Annotated in this window: 11 protein-coding genes; all 11 read left to right on the forward strand. The window is 65.7% G+C overall.

Annotated elements, in window-relative coordinates; genetic code table 11:
• Nucleotides 1–107: 107 nt before the first annotated feature.
• The 11 genes from ACLFLU_RS14190 to ACLFLU_RS14240 all read left to right on the forward strand — a co-directional run bounded on the left by ACLFLU_RS14190 (nucleotide 108) and on the right by ACLFLU_RS14240 (nucleotide 16,285).
• A complete protein-coding gene (locus ACLFLU_RS14190; protein ID WP_426412792.1) occupies nucleotides 108–3,380 on the forward strand; it encodes a DUF2126 domain-containing protein in 3,273 nt (1,090 codons plus the stop codon).
• Nucleotides 3,381–3,407: 27 nt separating this feature from the next.
• Nucleotides 3,408–5,930, forward strand: a complete 2,523-nt coding sequence (locus tag ACLFLU_RS14195) for a circularly permuted type 2 ATP-grasp protein (RefSeq protein WP_426412793.1) — start codon at nucleotides 3,408–3,410, stop codon at nucleotides 5,928–5,930.
• Nucleotides 5,927–6,805 carry a transglutaminase family protein gene (locus ACLFLU_RS14200; RefSeq protein WP_426412794.1) on the forward strand — a complete coding sequence of 293 codons (879 nt, stop codon included), beginning with the start codon at nucleotides 5,927–5,929 and terminating at the stop codon, nucleotides 6,803–6,805. Before ACLFLU_RS14195 ends, ACLFLU_RS14200 begins: the two co-directional genes overlap by 4 nt.
• Nucleotides 6,806–6,966: 161 nt before the next feature.
• Nucleotides 6,967–7,641 carry a formyltransferase family protein gene (locus ACLFLU_RS14205; protein ID WP_426412795.1) on the forward strand — a complete coding sequence of 225 codons (675 nt, stop codon included), beginning with the start codon at nucleotides 6,967–6,969 and terminating at the stop codon, nucleotides 7,639–7,641.
• On the forward strand, nucleotides 7,638–9,272 hold the full coding sequence (locus tag ACLFLU_RS14210; RefSeq protein WP_426412796.1) for a tetratricopeptide repeat protein: 1,635 nt from the start codon (nucleotides 7,638–7,640) through the stop codon (nucleotides 9,270–9,272). The genes ACLFLU_RS14205 and ACLFLU_RS14210 overlap by 4 nt, the downstream gene beginning before the upstream one ends.
• A gap of 315 nt (nucleotides 9,273–9,587) precedes the next feature.
• Nucleotides 9,588–10,415, forward strand: a complete 828-nt coding sequence (locus ACLFLU_RS14215) for a metal-dependent phosphohydrolase (RefSeq protein ID WP_426412797.1) — start codon at nucleotides 9,588–9,590, stop codon at nucleotides 10,413–10,415.
• Between the two features lie 119 nt (nucleotides 10,416–10,534).
• Nucleotides 10,535–11,431, forward strand: coding sequence for an alpha/beta fold hydrolase (locus ACLFLU_RS14220; protein ID WP_426412798.1), 897 nt, complete (start codon nucleotides 10,535–10,537; stop codon nucleotides 11,429–11,431).
• A gap of 78 nt (nucleotides 11,432–11,509) precedes the next feature.
• Nucleotides 11,510–13,033, forward strand: coding sequence for an FAD-dependent oxidoreductase (locus ACLFLU_RS14225; protein ID WP_426412799.1), 1,524 nt, complete (start codon nucleotides 11,510–11,512; stop codon nucleotides 13,031–13,033).
• Nucleotides 13,034–13,137: 104 nt separating this feature from the next.
• The gene (locus ACLFLU_RS14230) at nucleotides 13,138–13,713 is read left to right on the forward strand and encodes an HdeD family acid-resistance protein (protein ID WP_426412800.1); all 576 of its coding nucleotides are present in this window, start codon (nucleotides 13,138–13,140) and stop codon (nucleotides 13,711–13,713) included.
• Nucleotides 13,714–13,827: 114 nt separating this feature from the next.
• Nucleotides 13,828–15,039, forward strand: a complete 1,212-nt coding sequence (locus tag ACLFLU_RS14235; RefSeq protein WP_426412801.1) for an ABC transporter substrate-binding protein — start codon at nucleotides 13,828–13,830, stop codon at nucleotides 15,037–15,039.
• A 28-nt stretch (nucleotides 15,040–15,067) separates the two neighbouring features.
• The gene (locus ACLFLU_RS14240) at nucleotides 15,068–16,285 is read left to right on the forward strand and encodes an acyl-CoA dehydrogenase family protein (RefSeq protein WP_426412802.1); all 1,218 of its coding nucleotides are present in this window, start codon (nucleotides 15,068–15,070) and stop codon (nucleotides 16,283–16,285) included.
• The last annotated feature ends 11 nt before the right edge of the window (nucleotides 16,286–16,296 follow it).

The raw sequence follows: 16,296 nt of genomic DNA on the forward strand, positions 1-16,296 counted from the left end.
AAGCAGTCGGCCCGCACCTTGCATAGGCACAGTCTGCCCGTTGTTAGTGCTTGATCGCACTGACATCAGGTGTTCTGCTCAAAAAAGCTGCTGGAGCACCGCACCCCGTGTCGATCTACGTCGCATTACACCACGTCACCCACTACAAATACGACCGCCCGATCGATCTGGGACCGCAGACCATCCGCCTGCGGCCGGCGCCGCACACGCGCACGCCGATCCTGAGCTATTCGCTCAAGGTCACCCCGGCCAATCACTTCGTGAACTGGCAGCAGGACCCGCAGGGCAACTGGCTCGCGCGCTACGTCTTTCCGGAGAAGACCACCGAGCTGAAATTTGAGGTCGACTTCACGACGCAGATGACTGTGGTCAATCCGTTCGACTTCTTCGTCGAACCCTATGCGGACAGCTTTCCGTTCGAATACCCCAGGGATCTCAAGACCGAGCTGGCGCCGTATCTCGAGACCATCAAGCCCGATCCCGCCTTCGCCAAATATCTCGCCTCGATCCCGCGCGAAGCGCCGAACACGGTCAACTTCCTGGTCGACCTCAACAGGAATCTGCAACAGAAAATCAACTACGTCATCCGCATGGAGCCCGGCGTGCAGACGCCGGAGGAGACACTCACCTCCTGCGCCGGATCGTGCCGCGACTCCGCCTGGCTCCTGATCCAGACCTTTCGCCATCTCGGCCTCGCCGCGCGCTTCGTCTCCGGCTACCTGATCCAGATCCGTCCCGACATCGATCCGATCGAAGGCCCGCCGGAAGTCGAGAACGACTTTACCGATCTGCACGCCTGGGCCGAGGTCTATCTGCCGGGCGCCGGCTGGATCGGTTTTGACGCGACCTCGGGCATGCTTGCGGGCGAGGGGCACATCCCCGTCGCCGCCACGCCGCATTATCGCTCCGCCGCGCCGATCTCCGGCGGCGCCGGCTTTGCCGAGGTCGAATTCGACTTCGACATGAGCATCCGGCGCATCCGCGAAGCGCCGCGCATCACAAAGCCGTTCTCCGACGAATCCTGGGGGCGGCTCAACGATCTCGGCGAGCAGGTGGACGGCGATCTCGCCGCCCAAGACGTGCGGCTCACCATGGGCGGCGAGCCGACCTTTGTGTCGGTGGATGATCTCGAAGCGGCGGAGTGGAATACCGAAGCGGTGGGCCCGACCAAGCGCGCGCTCGGCGACGATCTGATCCGCCGCTTGCGCACGCGCTTCGCGCCGGGTGGCCTACTGCACTACGGCCAGGGCAAATGGTATCCGGGCGAGAGCCTGCCGCGCTGGGCCTTTGGCCTGTACTGGCGCAAGGACGGCGTGCCGATCTGGAAGAATGGCGATCTCATCGCCAGGATCGAGAATCCCAGGCGCGCCGTGACCGAGGATGCCGAAGACTTCATGGATGGCACGGCGGCGCGGCTCGGGCTCGATCCCGGCTACATCATTCCGGCCTATGAGGACACTGCCTACTGGCTGCTGAAGGAGGCCGAGCTTCCTCTCAACGTCGATCCGTCCGACTCCAAATTGTCCAATCCGGAGGAACGCGCGCGCATGGCGCGGGTGTTCGATCAGGGCCTTCGCAAGCCGCGCGGCTTCGTGCTGCCGGTGCAGCGCTGGAACGCGCCGCCGCGCTGGCGCAGCGAGCGCTGGCAGCTCCGACGCAATCATCTATTCCTGATGCCGGGCGATTCACCGCTCGGCCTGCGCTTGCCGATCGGCTCGCTCGGCTACGTCCCGCCCGGTGAATATCCCTACATCGTCGAGCAGGACCCGATGGAGGCGCGCGGCAAGCTGCCGGTGTTCACGCTCCCGGAGCGCCCGAAATCGCCGCCGTCGCGGGTCGCGCCCGAGAAGCTCAACACGTCTATTCCGGTCCGCACGGCGCTGTCGATCGAAGTCCGCGACGGCGTGATCTGTGCGTTCATGCCGCCGGTGGAGCGTATCGAGGACTATCTCGAGCTGGTCGCGGCGGTCGAAGCCACCGCCGAGGAGATGCAGCTCCAGGTCCATGTCGAGGGCTATGCGCCGCCGTTCGATCCGCGCATCGAGGTCATCAAGGTGACGCCTGACCCCGGCGTGATCGAGGTCAACGTTCAGCCCGCAAAGAATTGGCGTGAGGCGGTCGACATCACCGTCGGGCTCTATGAGGATGCCGGCAAGATACGCCTCGGCGCCAACCGCTTCCTTGTCGACGGCCGCCACACCGGCACCGGCGGCGGCAATCACGTCGTCGTTGGCGGCTCGAGCCCGCAGGATTCGCCGTTCCTGCGCCGCCCTGATCTCTTGAAGAGCCTCGTTCTGTACTGGCAGCGGCATCCGTCGCTGTCCTATTTCTTCTCGGGTCTCTTCATCGGCCCGACCAGCCAGGCGCCGCGCATCGACGAGGCGCGCCACGACAGCATCTACGAGCTCGAGATCGCGCTCTCGCACGTGCCGCCGCCGGGTTACCAGACGCCGCTGTGGCTGGTGGATCGCCTGTTCCGGCATCTGCTCGTCGACATCACCGGCAATACCCATCGCGCCGAGATCTGCATCGACAAACTCTATTCGCCCGATGGCCCGACCGGCCGGCTCGGCCTGGTCGAATTCCGTGCGCTCGAAATGCCGCCGGATCCGCGCATGTCGCTGGCGCAGCAGCTGCTGATCCGCGCGCTGATCGCAAAGTTCTGGCGCGAGCCGCAACAGGGCAAGTTCGTGCGCTGGGGCACGGCGCTGCATGACCGCTTCATGCTGCCGCATTTCATCTGGGAAGACTTTCAGGACGTGCTCTCCGAGCTCAAGAGCTCAGGCTATCCGTTCGAGCCGGAATGGTACCTGGCCCAGCTCGAATTCCGCTTCCCCGCCTTTGGCCGCGTCCACCATGGCGGCGTGACGCTGGAATTGCGCCAGGCGCTGGAGCCCTGGCATGTGCTGGGCGAGGAGGGCTCGGCTGGCGGCACCGTGCGCTATGTCGACTCGTCGGTCGAACGGCTCCAGGTCAAGGCCGAGGGCTTCGTCGAGGGCCGCCACGTCGTGACCTGCAACGGCCGCCGCCTGCCGATGACCTCGACCGGCCGCTCGGGAGAAGCCGTGGCCGGCGTCCGCTTCAAGGCCTGGCAGCCGGCGTCCGGCCTGCACCCGACGATTCCCGTTCATGCGCCCTTGACCTTCGACCTGATCGACACCTGGAACGGCCGCTCGATCGGCGGTTGCGTCTATCACGTCGCCCATCCCGGCGGGCGCAGCTACGACACCAAGCCGGTCAACACCTACGAGGCCGAGGCGCGGCGGCTGGCGCGCTTCCAGGACCACGGCCATACGCCCGGGCCGATGCAGACGCCGCCCGAGGAACGCACAAATGAATTTCCGCTGACCCTCGACTTGCGGACACCCCTCCTGCAATGAGTATGATGGTGGGGCAGGGAGAGGCGCATGGGCGAGGGCGCAGCACAGGACGACAAGGCAGGTAAGGCGCAAGGTCAGCGCGAAGGCCAGCGCCGCCTCGCGCAATGGGTCCGCGATTATCGTCGCCTGCCTGGCACCCCCGACGAATTCCTGGGGCCTGACGGCGCCCCGCGCGCGGTCTGGAGCCGCTTCTTCGATGCCTTCGGCGCGCTCGCGCCCGACGAGGTCGAGCGGCGCTTCGGCATGGCCGACCGCCATCTCCGCGAGGCCGGCGTCACCTACCGCGCCCCCGGCGACAGCGCCGACCGGCCGTGGTCGCTCAGCCATCTGCCGCTGCTGATCGACGAGGCCGACTGGAAGCAGCTCTCCGCCGGCATCACCCAGCGCGCTGAGCTTTTGGAGCTCGTGCTGCGCGACATCTATGGCGAGGGGCGGCTGGTCGCGGAAGGCGCGCTGCCTGCGGGCGCGATCGCCGGCAGCCCCGAATATCTTCGTCCAGTCTGCGGCGTGCCGCCGCCGGGCGGGCGCTACCTCTCGCTCTATGCCGCCGATGTCGGCCGCGGGCCCGACGGCCGCTGGTGGGTGCTTGGCGACCGCACGCAGGCGCCATCTGGCGCGGGCTATGCGCTGGAGAACCGCCTGGTGCTCTCGCGCGCCTTCTCCGATCTCTACAAGTCGATGAACGTGCCGCGCGTTGCACCGTTCTTCGAGGCGTTTCGCGATAGCCTTCGCGCGCGGGCCGATCGCGACGAGCCGCGGATCGGCGTGCTCTCGCCCGGTAGCTTCAGCGAGACCTATTTCGAGCACGCGACGCTGGCGCGCTATCTCGGCTTCCTGCTGGTCGAAGGCGACGATCTCGCCGTCAGCGACAATCGCATCCACATCCGGACCGTCGCAGGCCTCAAGCGCCTCGACGTGCTCTTGCGTCGTGTGGATTCCAACTCGCTCGATCCGCTCGAGCTCGACGCCTCCTCGCATCTCGGCGTGCCCGGCCTGATCGACGTGCTGCGCAAGGACGGCGTCGTCGTCGCCAACATGCCGGGCTCGGGCGTGCTGGAGGCGCGGGCGCTGCTCGGCTTCCTGCCGGCCTTGAGCCGCCGCCTGCTCGGCGAAGAGCTGAAGATGCCGCACATCGCGACCTGGTGGTGCGGCCAGCGCTCGGCGCGCGACGAGGTGCTGTCGCGGCTCGATGAGGTCGCGATCGAAGGCGCTTACCGCCGCGGCGTTCCCGGCTTCGACAGCAACGGCCCGGTGCTGGCGAGCGAGCTCGACGCCGCCGGGCATCAGCGCCTGGTCGACGCCATCAGCGCGCGCGGCATGGATTATGTCGGCCAGGAGGTGGTGCGTCTCTCCACCATGCCGGTGTGGGAGCAGGGGCAGCTCACGCCGCGTCCCTTCGTGCTGCGCGTATTTGCCGCCGCAACGCCGGACGGCTGGGCCATCATGCCCGGCGGCTTCTGCCGCATCGCGGAGCAGGCGGATGCGCGCGCGGTGTCGATGGGCGACGGCGCGCATGCCGCCGACGTCTGGGTGGTCTCGGACAAGAAGGTCCCGACCGCGTCGCTGCTGCCGGCGACCGACAAGGTCCGTATTCGCCGCATAGCCGGCGTGCTGCCGAGCCGCGCAGCCGACAATCTGTTCTGGCTCGGTCGCTATCTCGAACGCGCCGAAGCGACGCTGCGGCTGGTCCGTGCGCTGGGCTCGCCGAGTGGGCCCAACAAGGGCACTGCGGCCTCGCTGCAATCGACCGAACGGATCCAGCGCCTGCTGGTGACCTGGGGCGCGATCTCGCAGACCTCGCGCGCGGCACCGGGGCGCATCGTCGCCGAAGCCTTGCAGAGCGAGGCGCGTTTCGGCTCGGCGCTGTCGCTGGTACGGTCGGCGCAGCGCACCGCGACCTCGTTGCGCGAGCGGCTGTCGCCCGATGCCTGGCAGGTCATCACCGAGATGGCCGATCGGCTCTCCTACGAGGTCGAGGACGACGACAGCGTGCTGAGCGCGGCCGAGCTGACCTTGCAGGAGCTTGCGAGCTTCGCCGGCCTGGCGCAGGAGAACATGAACCGCGCCGCCGGCTGGCGCTTCCTCGATATCGGGCGCCGCACGGAGCGCGCCATCAACACGGCGCGTTTTGCGCGGCAGTTTGCTTATGATGAGGCCGGCGACGAGGATCTCGACATCCTGCTGACGCTGGTGGATTCCCAGATCACCTATCGCTCGCGCTATCTGCTGGCGCCGATCCTGGCGCCGGTGCGCGACCTTGCCGTGCTCGATCCCTACAATCCGCGCTCGGTGGCGTTCCAGGTGACGACACTGAACGAGCATATCGCCGCACTTCCCAGCCTGAAGGAGCACGGCCTGATCGAGCAGCCGCAGCGGCTTGCGGTGGCGGTGCAGTCCATGCTGGCGACCGCCGAAGCCGAGAAGCTCGAGGTCAAGACGCTGTTCGCGCTGGAGCAGGATCTGCTCAGCCTCGCCGAGGCGATCGGGCTGCATTACTTCCCGCACGGCACCAATGCGAGCCGGCCGGAGAAGCTGACGGGGCTGGCGTGATCTACGACATAAGGCACGTCACAACTTACGAGTACGAGAGCCCGGTCAGCTTCGCCCGCTGCACGTTGCGGCTTGAGCCGAAGGACGGCAACGGCCAGGAGCTGATTTCGCACAAGGTCGAGATCCGTCCGCGTCCGTCCGAGCGCCACGTCCGCCGCGATTTCTTCGGCACGCTGACCGAGAGCATCGTGATCGAGGCCGCGCATCGCAATTTGCGCATCGACTCGCGCTCGCGCGTCTCCGTCGAGCGGAAGCCACCGGCGCGCGATGCCGCGAGCCCGTCCTGGGAGAGCATCCGCGACATCGCATTTGAAGCGACAAGTCTCGGGCCGTCCTCGCCGGTCGGTTATGTCTTTGCGAGCCCGCTGGTACCGGTGCTGCGTCCCGTCAGCGCCTATGCTTCAGAGAGCTTTGCGCCGGGCGCCTGTATCCTCGCTGGCGCAGTCGATCTCATGCATCGCATCCGCACCGAGTTTCGCTACGACCCCAAGGCCACCGTGATCTCGACACCGCTCAACGAGGTGTTCGACAAGCGCCACGGCGTTTGCCAGGACTTTGCCCATGTGATGATCGCGGGCCTGCGCGGGCTCGGTCTGCCGGCCGCCTATGTCAGCGGATATCTGCGCACCATTCCGCCCGCGGGGCAGCCGCGCTTGCAGGGCGCGGACGCGACGCATGCCTGGGTGTCGCTGTGGTGCGGGGCGGAGCTCGGCTGGATCGACTTCGATCCGACCAACGATCTCCTGGTCGCCAACGACCACATCGTGCTGGCGGTTGCACGCGACTTCTCCGATGTATCCCCCGTGGACGGCATCATCGTCGGCTCGCCGAAGCAGAAGCTTGGCGTGGCGGTGGACGTGCTGCTGGTGGAGTGACCCGTAGTTTCACCGCTCCCGCCACGGCAACGACTACATCCAAGTGCGGGAAATTTGTTTCGGGGTGTTTCCCCAGTGTGGCGAACGGCCGTTCATTAACACGCTGTTAACGCTATCCCGCGACATATTGGCTCACTTTCAACGCTGCTGAAGCCGAGGCGATGGTCGAGGGACTTGCATTGCTGACGGACGCCGCCGAACAGGTGGCGCTGTCGCGGATCTTGCGAAGTTTCAGGCCGGATCTGACGATCTGGCCGGTGTCGGGGATCGAGCGGCTTCGCAGGATCGAGCCCGCTTCTCTCCGCAAGGCCCGGCTTGTCGCCTTCGCGTCCGGCGCCATCGTGCCGGCCGACCTGCTCGCACGCTTCGGCCATGGCGCCTACAATTTTCATCCGGGGCCGCCGAACTATCCTGGCTGGGCTCCGGCCCATTTCGCGCTCTATGACCGCGCAGATGCGTTCGGCGTGACCTTTCACGCTATGGCCGAGCGGGTCGATTCCGGCGCGATCCTCGACGTCGTCTCGTTCCCGATTCCACAGGCCTGCACTCTCATGGGGCTCGGCGAACTCGCCTATGCGCACCTGCTGCAATTGTTCGAAGTGTGGGCGGAGCCTTTGGCACGCGAGACGTCGCTGACGCCGCGCTGTGCGTTGTCCTGGAGCGGCCGCACCAATACGCGCCGCAGATACAAGGACGCTTGCGACATCCCGCTGGACATTTCCAGGGACGAGCTGTGGCGCCGCATGCGCGCCTTCGGCGGTAACCACTACGGCATCGCGCCGGCGATCAATTTGCATGGTGTCACCTTCACGGCGTCACCTCCGGAGAGAACATGACGTCACCCTCGATGGCCCTCGCGCTGCCTCCTGCCGGCACGCCGACCATATCCGACATGCTGCGCGCGGGGCGCGAGCACTACCGGCGCGGCGAGATCAGGTCCGCGATCGCAGTGTTTCAGGCCGGGCTCGCGCGCGCGGCCACGGCGTCGATCGGTGCGGCGGTCGATTGTGTCGCCGATCTGCACGCCGCTCTCGCCAACGCCTTCATGCTCTGCGACGACATCGCGTCTGCGGGCGAGCACTACAAGGCGGCCTTGCGCATCGCGCCGCATCTCGTCGCCTGCTGGTGCAATCTCGGCATCGTTCATCAACGCAGTGGCCAGGCGCAGGACGCGATTTCGCTTTACCTGGAGGCTCTGCGGCGCAATCCGGGCCATCGGCCGTCACGCACGAATCTGGTCCAGGCGCTGGTCGCGACCAGGCAGTTCGCAATCGCGCGGACCCTTCTGCTCGAATTGCTCGAGGAGACGCCGGAGGATGCCGACCTCCGCAACCAGCTCGGAAAGGTCTGCTTCGAGCTTGGCGAGACGGAGGAGGCTGCGCTGCAGTTCGAGCGGGCCGTGGCGCTCGCTCCCGAACAGGCCGAGAATTTCTACTGGGTCGGGGCGATCCGTCAGGCGCGCGGCGAACTGGAGGCGGCCCAGGTCGCCTACGCCCACGCCGCGCAAGTGCATCCGATCCTGCGCAGGCAAGCGACCAAATCGCCTCCGGCATTTCGGGCGCTGACGCTGTTTGCGCCCTTCGTCGGCAACACGCCGGTCGAATTCCTCTTCAGGGATTGCGCCTATCAGACCAGCATCCTGTCGCTGCTGCCCGGCAGCCAGCCGGATGTCGCGCTTCTGGCGCACGAGGCGGATGTCGTGGTCAACCTCGTCTCCGATGCCGACCAGGGTGCGGAGGTGCTTCCGCTCGCCGCCGCGATCGCAGGAAGCCTTGGCAAGCCGGTCGTCAATGATCCCGCAAAAATCCAGAACACCACGCGCGACGCCACGGCTTTGGCACTCGCCGACGTCGAGGGCTGCCGAGTGCCGCGCACGATCCGCATCGCGGCCGGCGAGGGGCTTCCCGACGGCCTCGAACTTGTCTTTCCGCTGCTGGCGCGCCAGGCCGGGATGCATGGCGGCGACGTCTTCGAGAAGCTTGACGACGTCGCGGCACTGATCGCGTTCCTCGCGGCTCATGCCGACCATGACCGCTACGTGATCGACTATATCGACTATCGCTCTGCCGACGGCTTCTTTCGCAAATACCGGTTCTTGTTCATCGGCGAGGAGATCCTGCCTTATCATCTGGCGATCGGAGACGACTGGAAGCTCCATCGCGATGCCACCGACATGGCGCATCACGCCTGGATGCAGGACGAGGAGGAGCGTTTTCTGCGCGCGCCCGAGCAGGTCTTCGGGGCGGCCCATTATCAGGCGTTGCGAGTCATTCGCGATCGCATCGGCCTCGACTATTTCGGCATCGATTGCGGGCTCGACCGGCATGGCCATCTCGTCGTGTTCGAGGTCAACGCCTCCATGCTGGTGCACGACCAGAATCCGGAATTTCCTTACAAGGACCTGTACATCCGCAGGATCAAGGTCGCGTTCGACGGGATGCTTGCGCGCTTCGCGCGAGGGAGTTGACGCCGCCGTCCGCAACACGGTGCAGGCGCCCAGGCCCGACCGCGGTAGCCGCCAGGCTCAGGTTCTTTCCAACAAAACGACGCCTAACGGTCGGCCATTGGCCGGGCTGCGAAGCCCGCCATGGGCCTGGCGGTAGAGTGCATCGAACCGTGACCGCAACCGCGATGCTGCGCGGCGGTACGGTATCATATTTACGTATTTTTGTTCCCGGATTTGGCCAGTCGCCCCAGATTGGGCTATGCTGAGCCTGCGTCGAGGCGAGTATGAGGCGTCAGGAGCTAGCATGGGACACCACCGACAGACGGGGCTGCATCCATGATGACGTTACCGCGACTGGCGGCTGAATCCCTGGAGAAGTTGCTGGGCACCTTCATGCGTCGCAGGTACGACGAGACCTACGCCCGGGTGGTGGAGGCCTCGACGCGCACCGCGATGGAATGCATCGGCAACAGCGACGCGCTCTATCACAATATCGAGCATACGATGCTGGTGACGCTGGCGGCCCAGGCGATCATGCTTGGCCGCAATCTCCACGCGCACATTGATGCCGACGACTACATTCATGTTCTGATCGCCTGTCTTGCGCACGATATCGGCTATGTCCGCGGGCTGTTTGCGGAGGATGACGAAGACGGTTTCGTCATCGACGAGGCCGGCACCAAGGTGTCGCTGCCGCGCGGCGCCTCGGACGCCAGCCTGATGATGTACCATGTTGACCGGTCGAAGCTTTTCGTGCGACGGCGGCTGCCGCCGATCCGTGGCGTCGACAGCGAGCGGGTCGCCCGCGCCATCGAGGGGACGCGCTTCCCGGCCCGGGAAGGCCAGGAATACGACGACGAGGCCTCGATCCTGCGCGCCGCCGACTTCATCGGGCAACTCGGCGATCCCAACTATCTGCGCAAGGCCAATGCACTCTACTATGAGTTCGAGGAGGTCGGCATGAACCGCCAACTCGGCTACGACTCGCCCGCCGACATCGTGAACCGCTATCCACAATTCTATTGGAATAGCGTCGCACCGCATATCCAGACCGAGATCGGCTATCTCAACAAGACCGAGATCGGCCGGCAGTGGATCGCCAATCTCTACAGCAACGTGTTCCGGGCCGAACGCGAGATCTCGCTGTCCGGGCCGCAGAGATAGGGGCCTGTCTTTGTAGCCCGGAAGAAGCGCAGAGAAATCCGGGATTCGCGGATTCCGGCGCTCCCGCATTCCGCTGCGCTCCATGCGGGCTACGACAGCGACCAGATCCGTGAGCAATCATGCAACCAAAAACAGCGACCACCGACATCCTCGACATCGCCTATCTCGATTACGGCGCGCCGGACGGCTGGCCCTGCATCATGGGCCACGGCTTTCCCTACGACGTGAACGCTTATGCCGAGGCCGCGCCGCTGATCGCGCAAGCGGGCGCGCGGGTGCTGGTGCCGTATTTGCGCGGTTATGGGCCGACGCGCTTCCGCTCGGCTTCGACATTACGCTCCGGCGAGCAGGCGGCACTCGGCGCTGATCTGCTCGCCTTCATGGATGCGCTTGGCATCCAGCGCGCCGTCGTCGGCGGCTATGACTGGGGCGGGCGCGCGGCTTGCGTCGTTTCGGTGCTGCATCCCGAGCGCGTGGTGGGGCTGGTCTCCGGCAATTCCTACAATATCCAGAACATCGCCCGCTCCATGGAGCCGGCCTCGCCGCCGGAAGAAGCGGCGCTGTGGTATCAATATCTCTTCCACAACGAGCGCGGCCGCCGTGCGCTGGAGCGCAACCGCCGCGGCTTTGCCCGTCAGCTCTGGGCGATGTGGTCGCCGACATGGCAGTTCGACGACGCGACCTTCGAGAAGAGTGCAGCGTCGTTCGAGAACCCTGATTTCGTCGACGTCGTGATCCATTCCTATCGCCACCGCTATGCGCTGGTCGAAGGCGATCCCGCCTATGCCGGGATCGAGGAAAGGCTCGCCCAGCAACCGCCGGTCCGCGTCCCCACGATTGCGATCGACGGCGACAGCGATGGCGTCAATTCCGGCACCGCGCATCATGCGCGCAAGTTCGAGGGCTTTTTCGAGCGGCGCGTATTCACCGGCGCCGGTCACAATCTGCCGCAGGAGCGGCCGGCCGATTGGGCCCAGGCTGTGATCGACGTGCGCAAGGCAGCCGCAAGATCCTGATTTTCGCGATCGCAGGAACTTTTCGCTGTCGCCGTCGTCCAATCCTGAGCTGCGCGTTAGGCTGCCAGGGAGGTGACCATGACCGAGGACAAGAAGCCAAGCGGCCCCGATCTGACCAGGGGCGTGGCGCTGAGCGAGTTCAAGGACAGTAAGCTGCTCGGGCATGTCGGCGAGGAGGACGTCCTGCTGGTGCAGGCCGGCAGCGAGATCTTTGCGATCGAGCCGTCCTGCAGCCACTATCATGGTCCGCTCGCCGAAGGGCTGGTGGTCGGCGACACCATCCGCTGTCCCTGGCATCATGCCTGCTTCTCGTTGCGCACGGGCGAGGCGACCCGACCGCCGGCGCTGAACGCGCTGGCGGTGTGGGACGTCACGCGCGATCGGGACAGGATCATTGTCCGGCGTAAACGCGAGGTGCCGAAGCCCTCGATGGCTCATCGCAGCGCGCCGACGCCGGAAAAATTCGTCATTGTCGGCGGTGGTGCGGCCGGCTTTGCGGCGGCCGAGACGCTTCGCCGCGAGGGATTTGCCGGTGCCATCACCATGCTCAGCAGTGACAGCGCGATGCCGGTCGATCGTCCCAACCTGTCCAAGGACTATCTCGCCGGCACCGCGCCGGAGGACTGGTTGCCGCTGCGCGGCGAGGACTATTACCAGGACGCCGGCATCGATCTCCGCCTCAACACCAACGTCGCGGCGATCGATCCGAAGACGCGCAGCGTCACGCTCGGCAATGGCGACAAGCTGCCATTCGACCGCCTGCTGCTCGCAACCGGTGCGGAGCCGATCAAGCTCCAGATCCCCGGCGCCGACCAGCCGCCCATCCACACCGTGCGCTCGGTCGCCGACAGCCGTGCCATCATCAAGGCTGCCGGCAGCGCCAGGCGGGTGCTGGTGATCGGTGCGAGTTTTATTGGTCTCGAGGTTGCGGCGTCGCTTCGCGCGCGCGAGCTCGAGGTGCATGTGGTCGCGCCGGAGGAGCGGCCGATGCAGCGCGTGCTCGGTGCCGAGATGGGCGATTTCATCCGCAAGCTTCACGAGGAGAACGGCGTCAATTTCCACCTCAAGGACACCGTAACGACGCTCGATGGCACGCGCGCCACCCTGAAAAGCGGCAGCGTGATCGAGGCCGACCTCGTCGTGGTCGGCATCGGCGTCAAGCCGCGCCTTGCGCTGGCCGAGCAGGCGGGGCTGGCGATTGATCATGGCGTCAGCGTGAGCGACTATCTCGAGACCAGCGTCGCCGGCATCTTCGCCGCCGGCGATATCGCGCGCTGGCCCGACCCGCATTCGCGGCAAAGCATCCGCGTCGAGCACTGGGTGGTCGCCGAGCGCCAGGGCCAGACGGCGGCGCGCAACATGCTCGGCAAGCGCGAACGCTTCGACGCGGTGCCGTTCTTCTGGAGCCAGCACTACGACGTGCCGATCAACTATGTCGGCCACGCCGAGAGCTTTGACGACATCGCCATCGACGGCAGCATCGGGGACAAGGATTGCCTGCTGAAATACCGCAAGGACGGCCGCGTCCTCGCGGTGGCCTCAATTTATCGCGATCTCGACAGTCTCAAGGCCGAGCTCGAGATGGAGCGGTCGCGCGCTTGATCTGCATCAACGCTGATGGCCGCCGGCGTGATCTGCTGGCTGTCGTCCCGGCGCCGTGCTATCCTGAGATGTGCCCTGGGGCTTCGCATGCAGGAGTCGTCGTCATGACAAGTACTTCGGATATCCCTCATCCCTCAAGCCTGGGATCAGGCATTGCGGCGCTGCACGCCAAATGGGGCTGGATCGTCGCCCTTGGCGTCGTCTATCTCGTCACTGGCTTCATCGCGCTCGGCAGCATGGTGATGGCGACGGTGGCGAGCGTGATCGTGGTCGGCGCGATGATGATCGTCGCAGGGTTCACTGAGGTGATCGGTGCCTTCCAGATGAAGAGCTGGGGTAAGTTCGTGCTCTGGGCCTTGCTCGGCGTGCTCTACATCATCGCGGGCTTCCTGACCTTCGAGAACCCGTTGTTTGCAGCAGCTCTGCTGACCCTGTTTCTCGGCGCCTCGCTGCTCGCCTCCGGCGCGGTGCGGCTGTTTCTCGCCTTCAGCATGAAGCGCGAAAGCCCATGGGTCTGGGTCGCGCTGTCTGCAGTCATCACGCTGCTGCTCGGGTTGTTGATCCTGGCGCGCTGGCCGGTCAACAGCGTCTACATCCTCGGCCTGTTCCTCGGCATCGACCTGATCATGGCAGGCGCCGGCTGGATCAGTCTGGGCTTCAGCCTGCGGCGGCGGCATTAACCAGCAACTCGACGCAAGACCATCTTGCGGAACTCCGCCGATCTGACGTGCTGACAAAAAGGCAGCACGCCACGCGCACGCGCCGCGCGGATGATGAAGCTCCGGGGAGAAACCATGAAAGCCGCTTTGGTCCTGGCCGCAGCGCTGGCTGCCGCCTGTCTGTCCGCGCCTGCCTCCGCACAAAAATCCTACGGTCCTGGGGTCACCGACACCGAGATCAAGATCGGCAACACCATGCCTTATAGCGGGCCGGCGTCGCCGCTCGGCATCACCGGGCGGGTGCTCACGGCCTATTTCGAGGAGATCAACGAGAAGGGCGGCGTCAACGGCCGCAAGCTCAATCTGCTGTCGCTCGACGACGCGTTCTCGCCGCCGAAGACCATGGAAGCGGCGCGGCGGCTGGTCGAGGGCGACGGCGTCGCCTTCATCTTCGCGACCATGGGCACCGCGCCGAGCTCGGCGATCGCAAAATATCTCAACAGCAACAAGGTGCCGCAGCTGTTTCTGATCAGCTCGGCCTCGAAGTGGAACGATCCCGCCAACATGCCGTGGTCGATGGCGCTGCCCTGGGCGCCGAACTACACCAGCGAGGCCGCCATCGACGTCGCCTATGCCCGCGCCAAGAACCCGAATGCGCGCTTCGCCGTGCTCTACCAGAACGACGACGCCGGCAAGGAATATCTTCGCGGTGTCAAGGAAGCGCTCGGCATTGACGCCGACAAGGCGATCGCGATGGCCTCGAGCTTCGAAGTCACCGATCCCACCGTCGATTCGCAGGTGCTGACGCTGGCCAACACCAAGGCCGACGTTTTCATGATCTACTCGGTGACGCCGCGCGCCTGTGCGCAGGCGATCCGCAAGGCCTTTGAGGTCGGCTGGCAGCCGACGCGTTTCCTCGCCTCCGGCTGTGCCAACAAGGCGACCGTGATGGCGCCGGCGGGGCTCGACGCCGGCAAGGGCGTGCTGTCGCTCGGCTCGCTGAAACCGTTCACGGCCGAGCCGAAGGACGATCCGGCGATGTCGGCCTATATCGACTTCATGAAGCGCCGCCTGCCCAATGCCGACATCAACAACGTCGCCGCGCTCTACGGCTACACGGTCGCCGAGGCGCTGGTGGTGGTGCTGAAGCAGTGCAACGACAATCTGACGCGCGAGAACATCATGGCTCAGGCCTCGAACCTGAAGAACGTGCCGCTGTCGCTGCTCTTGCCCGGCATCACGCTCAACACCACGCCGCAGGATTTCCGCCCGATCAAGGACGGCTATATGCTGCAGTTCGACGGCAACGACTGGGTCGTGGCAAGCGAGCTGCTGCGCGGCACCTGACGCGCGGAGAAGCGAACGGGAGGATACAATGGACTTTCAACACTCCGCCCGTTCGCTGGAGCTGCAGGAGCGCGTTCGCCAGTTCATGCGGACGCATGTCGAGCCGGTCGAGGAGCTCTATTACGAGCAGGTGAAGCCGGAGGCCGTGCGTTACAAGACGCCGCAGGTGCTGCAGGATTTGAAGCGGCTGGCGCGCGAGCAGGGACTCTGGAATCTGTTTCTCTCCGGCGAGCACGGCCCGGGCCTGACGAACCTCGAATACGCGCCCGTCAAGGAGATCATGGGCCGCATTCTCTGGGCGCCCGAGGTCTTCAACTGCTCGGCGCCCGATGTCGGCAACATGGAGGTGCTGGCCAATTACGGCACCAAGGCGCAGCAGGAGCGCTGGCTAAAGCCGCTGCTCGAGGGCCGCATCCGCTCCGGCTTCTCGATGACCGAGCCGCAGGTCGCCTCCAGCGATGCCACCAACATCCAGTGCGCGATCAAGCGCGACGGCGACGACTACGTCATCAACGGGCGCAAATGGTTCACCTCGGGTGCGATGAACGAGGATTGCGAGATCCTGATCGTGATGGGCAAGACCGCACCCGACGATCCCGACCGCCATCGCCAGCAATCCATGATCCTGGTGCCGAGAGCTACGCCCGGCGTCCGCATCGTCCGCGACATGCTGACTTACGGTTATGACGACGCGCCGGTCGGCCATCCCGAGATCGTCTACGAGAACGTTCGCGTGCCGGCGGAGAACATGTTGCTCGGCGAGGGCCGCGGCTTCGAGATCGCGCAGGGCCGGCTCGGCCCGGGGCGCATCCATCATTGCATGCGGCTGATCGGCTGCGCCCAGCGCGCGCTGGAATTGATGTGCCAGCGCGCGGTCTCGCGCACAGCCTTCGGCAAGCCGCTCGCCGAGCAGGGCTCGGTGCGCGAGGACATCGCGCATTCCTTCTGCGAGATCGCGCAGGCGCGGCTCTTGACCTTGCAAGCTGCCGACAGGATGGACCGCGAAGGCAACAAGGCCGCGCGCGACCTGATCGCTGCGGCCAAGATCGTGGTGCCCAGCATGGCTGCGCGCGTCATCGACCGCGCCATCCAGATCCACGGCGCGGCCGGCGTCTCGCAGGACACGTTCCTCGCCCGCGCCTATGTCTACGCCCGCTTCATCCGCATCGGCGACGGCCCCGACCAGGTCCACCTCGCCGCCGTCGGCAAGGAGCTGATCAAGCACGGCGGAGTGATGGCGGGGTAGTTCCACTGAGT

The sequence above is a fragment of the Bradyrhizobium ganzhouense genome, from assembly GCF_049949285.1.
In the GTDB taxonomy this organism is placed as follows: Bacteria; Pseudomonadota; Alphaproteobacteria; order Rhizobiales; family Xanthobacteraceae; genus Bradyrhizobium; species Bradyrhizobium ganzhouense.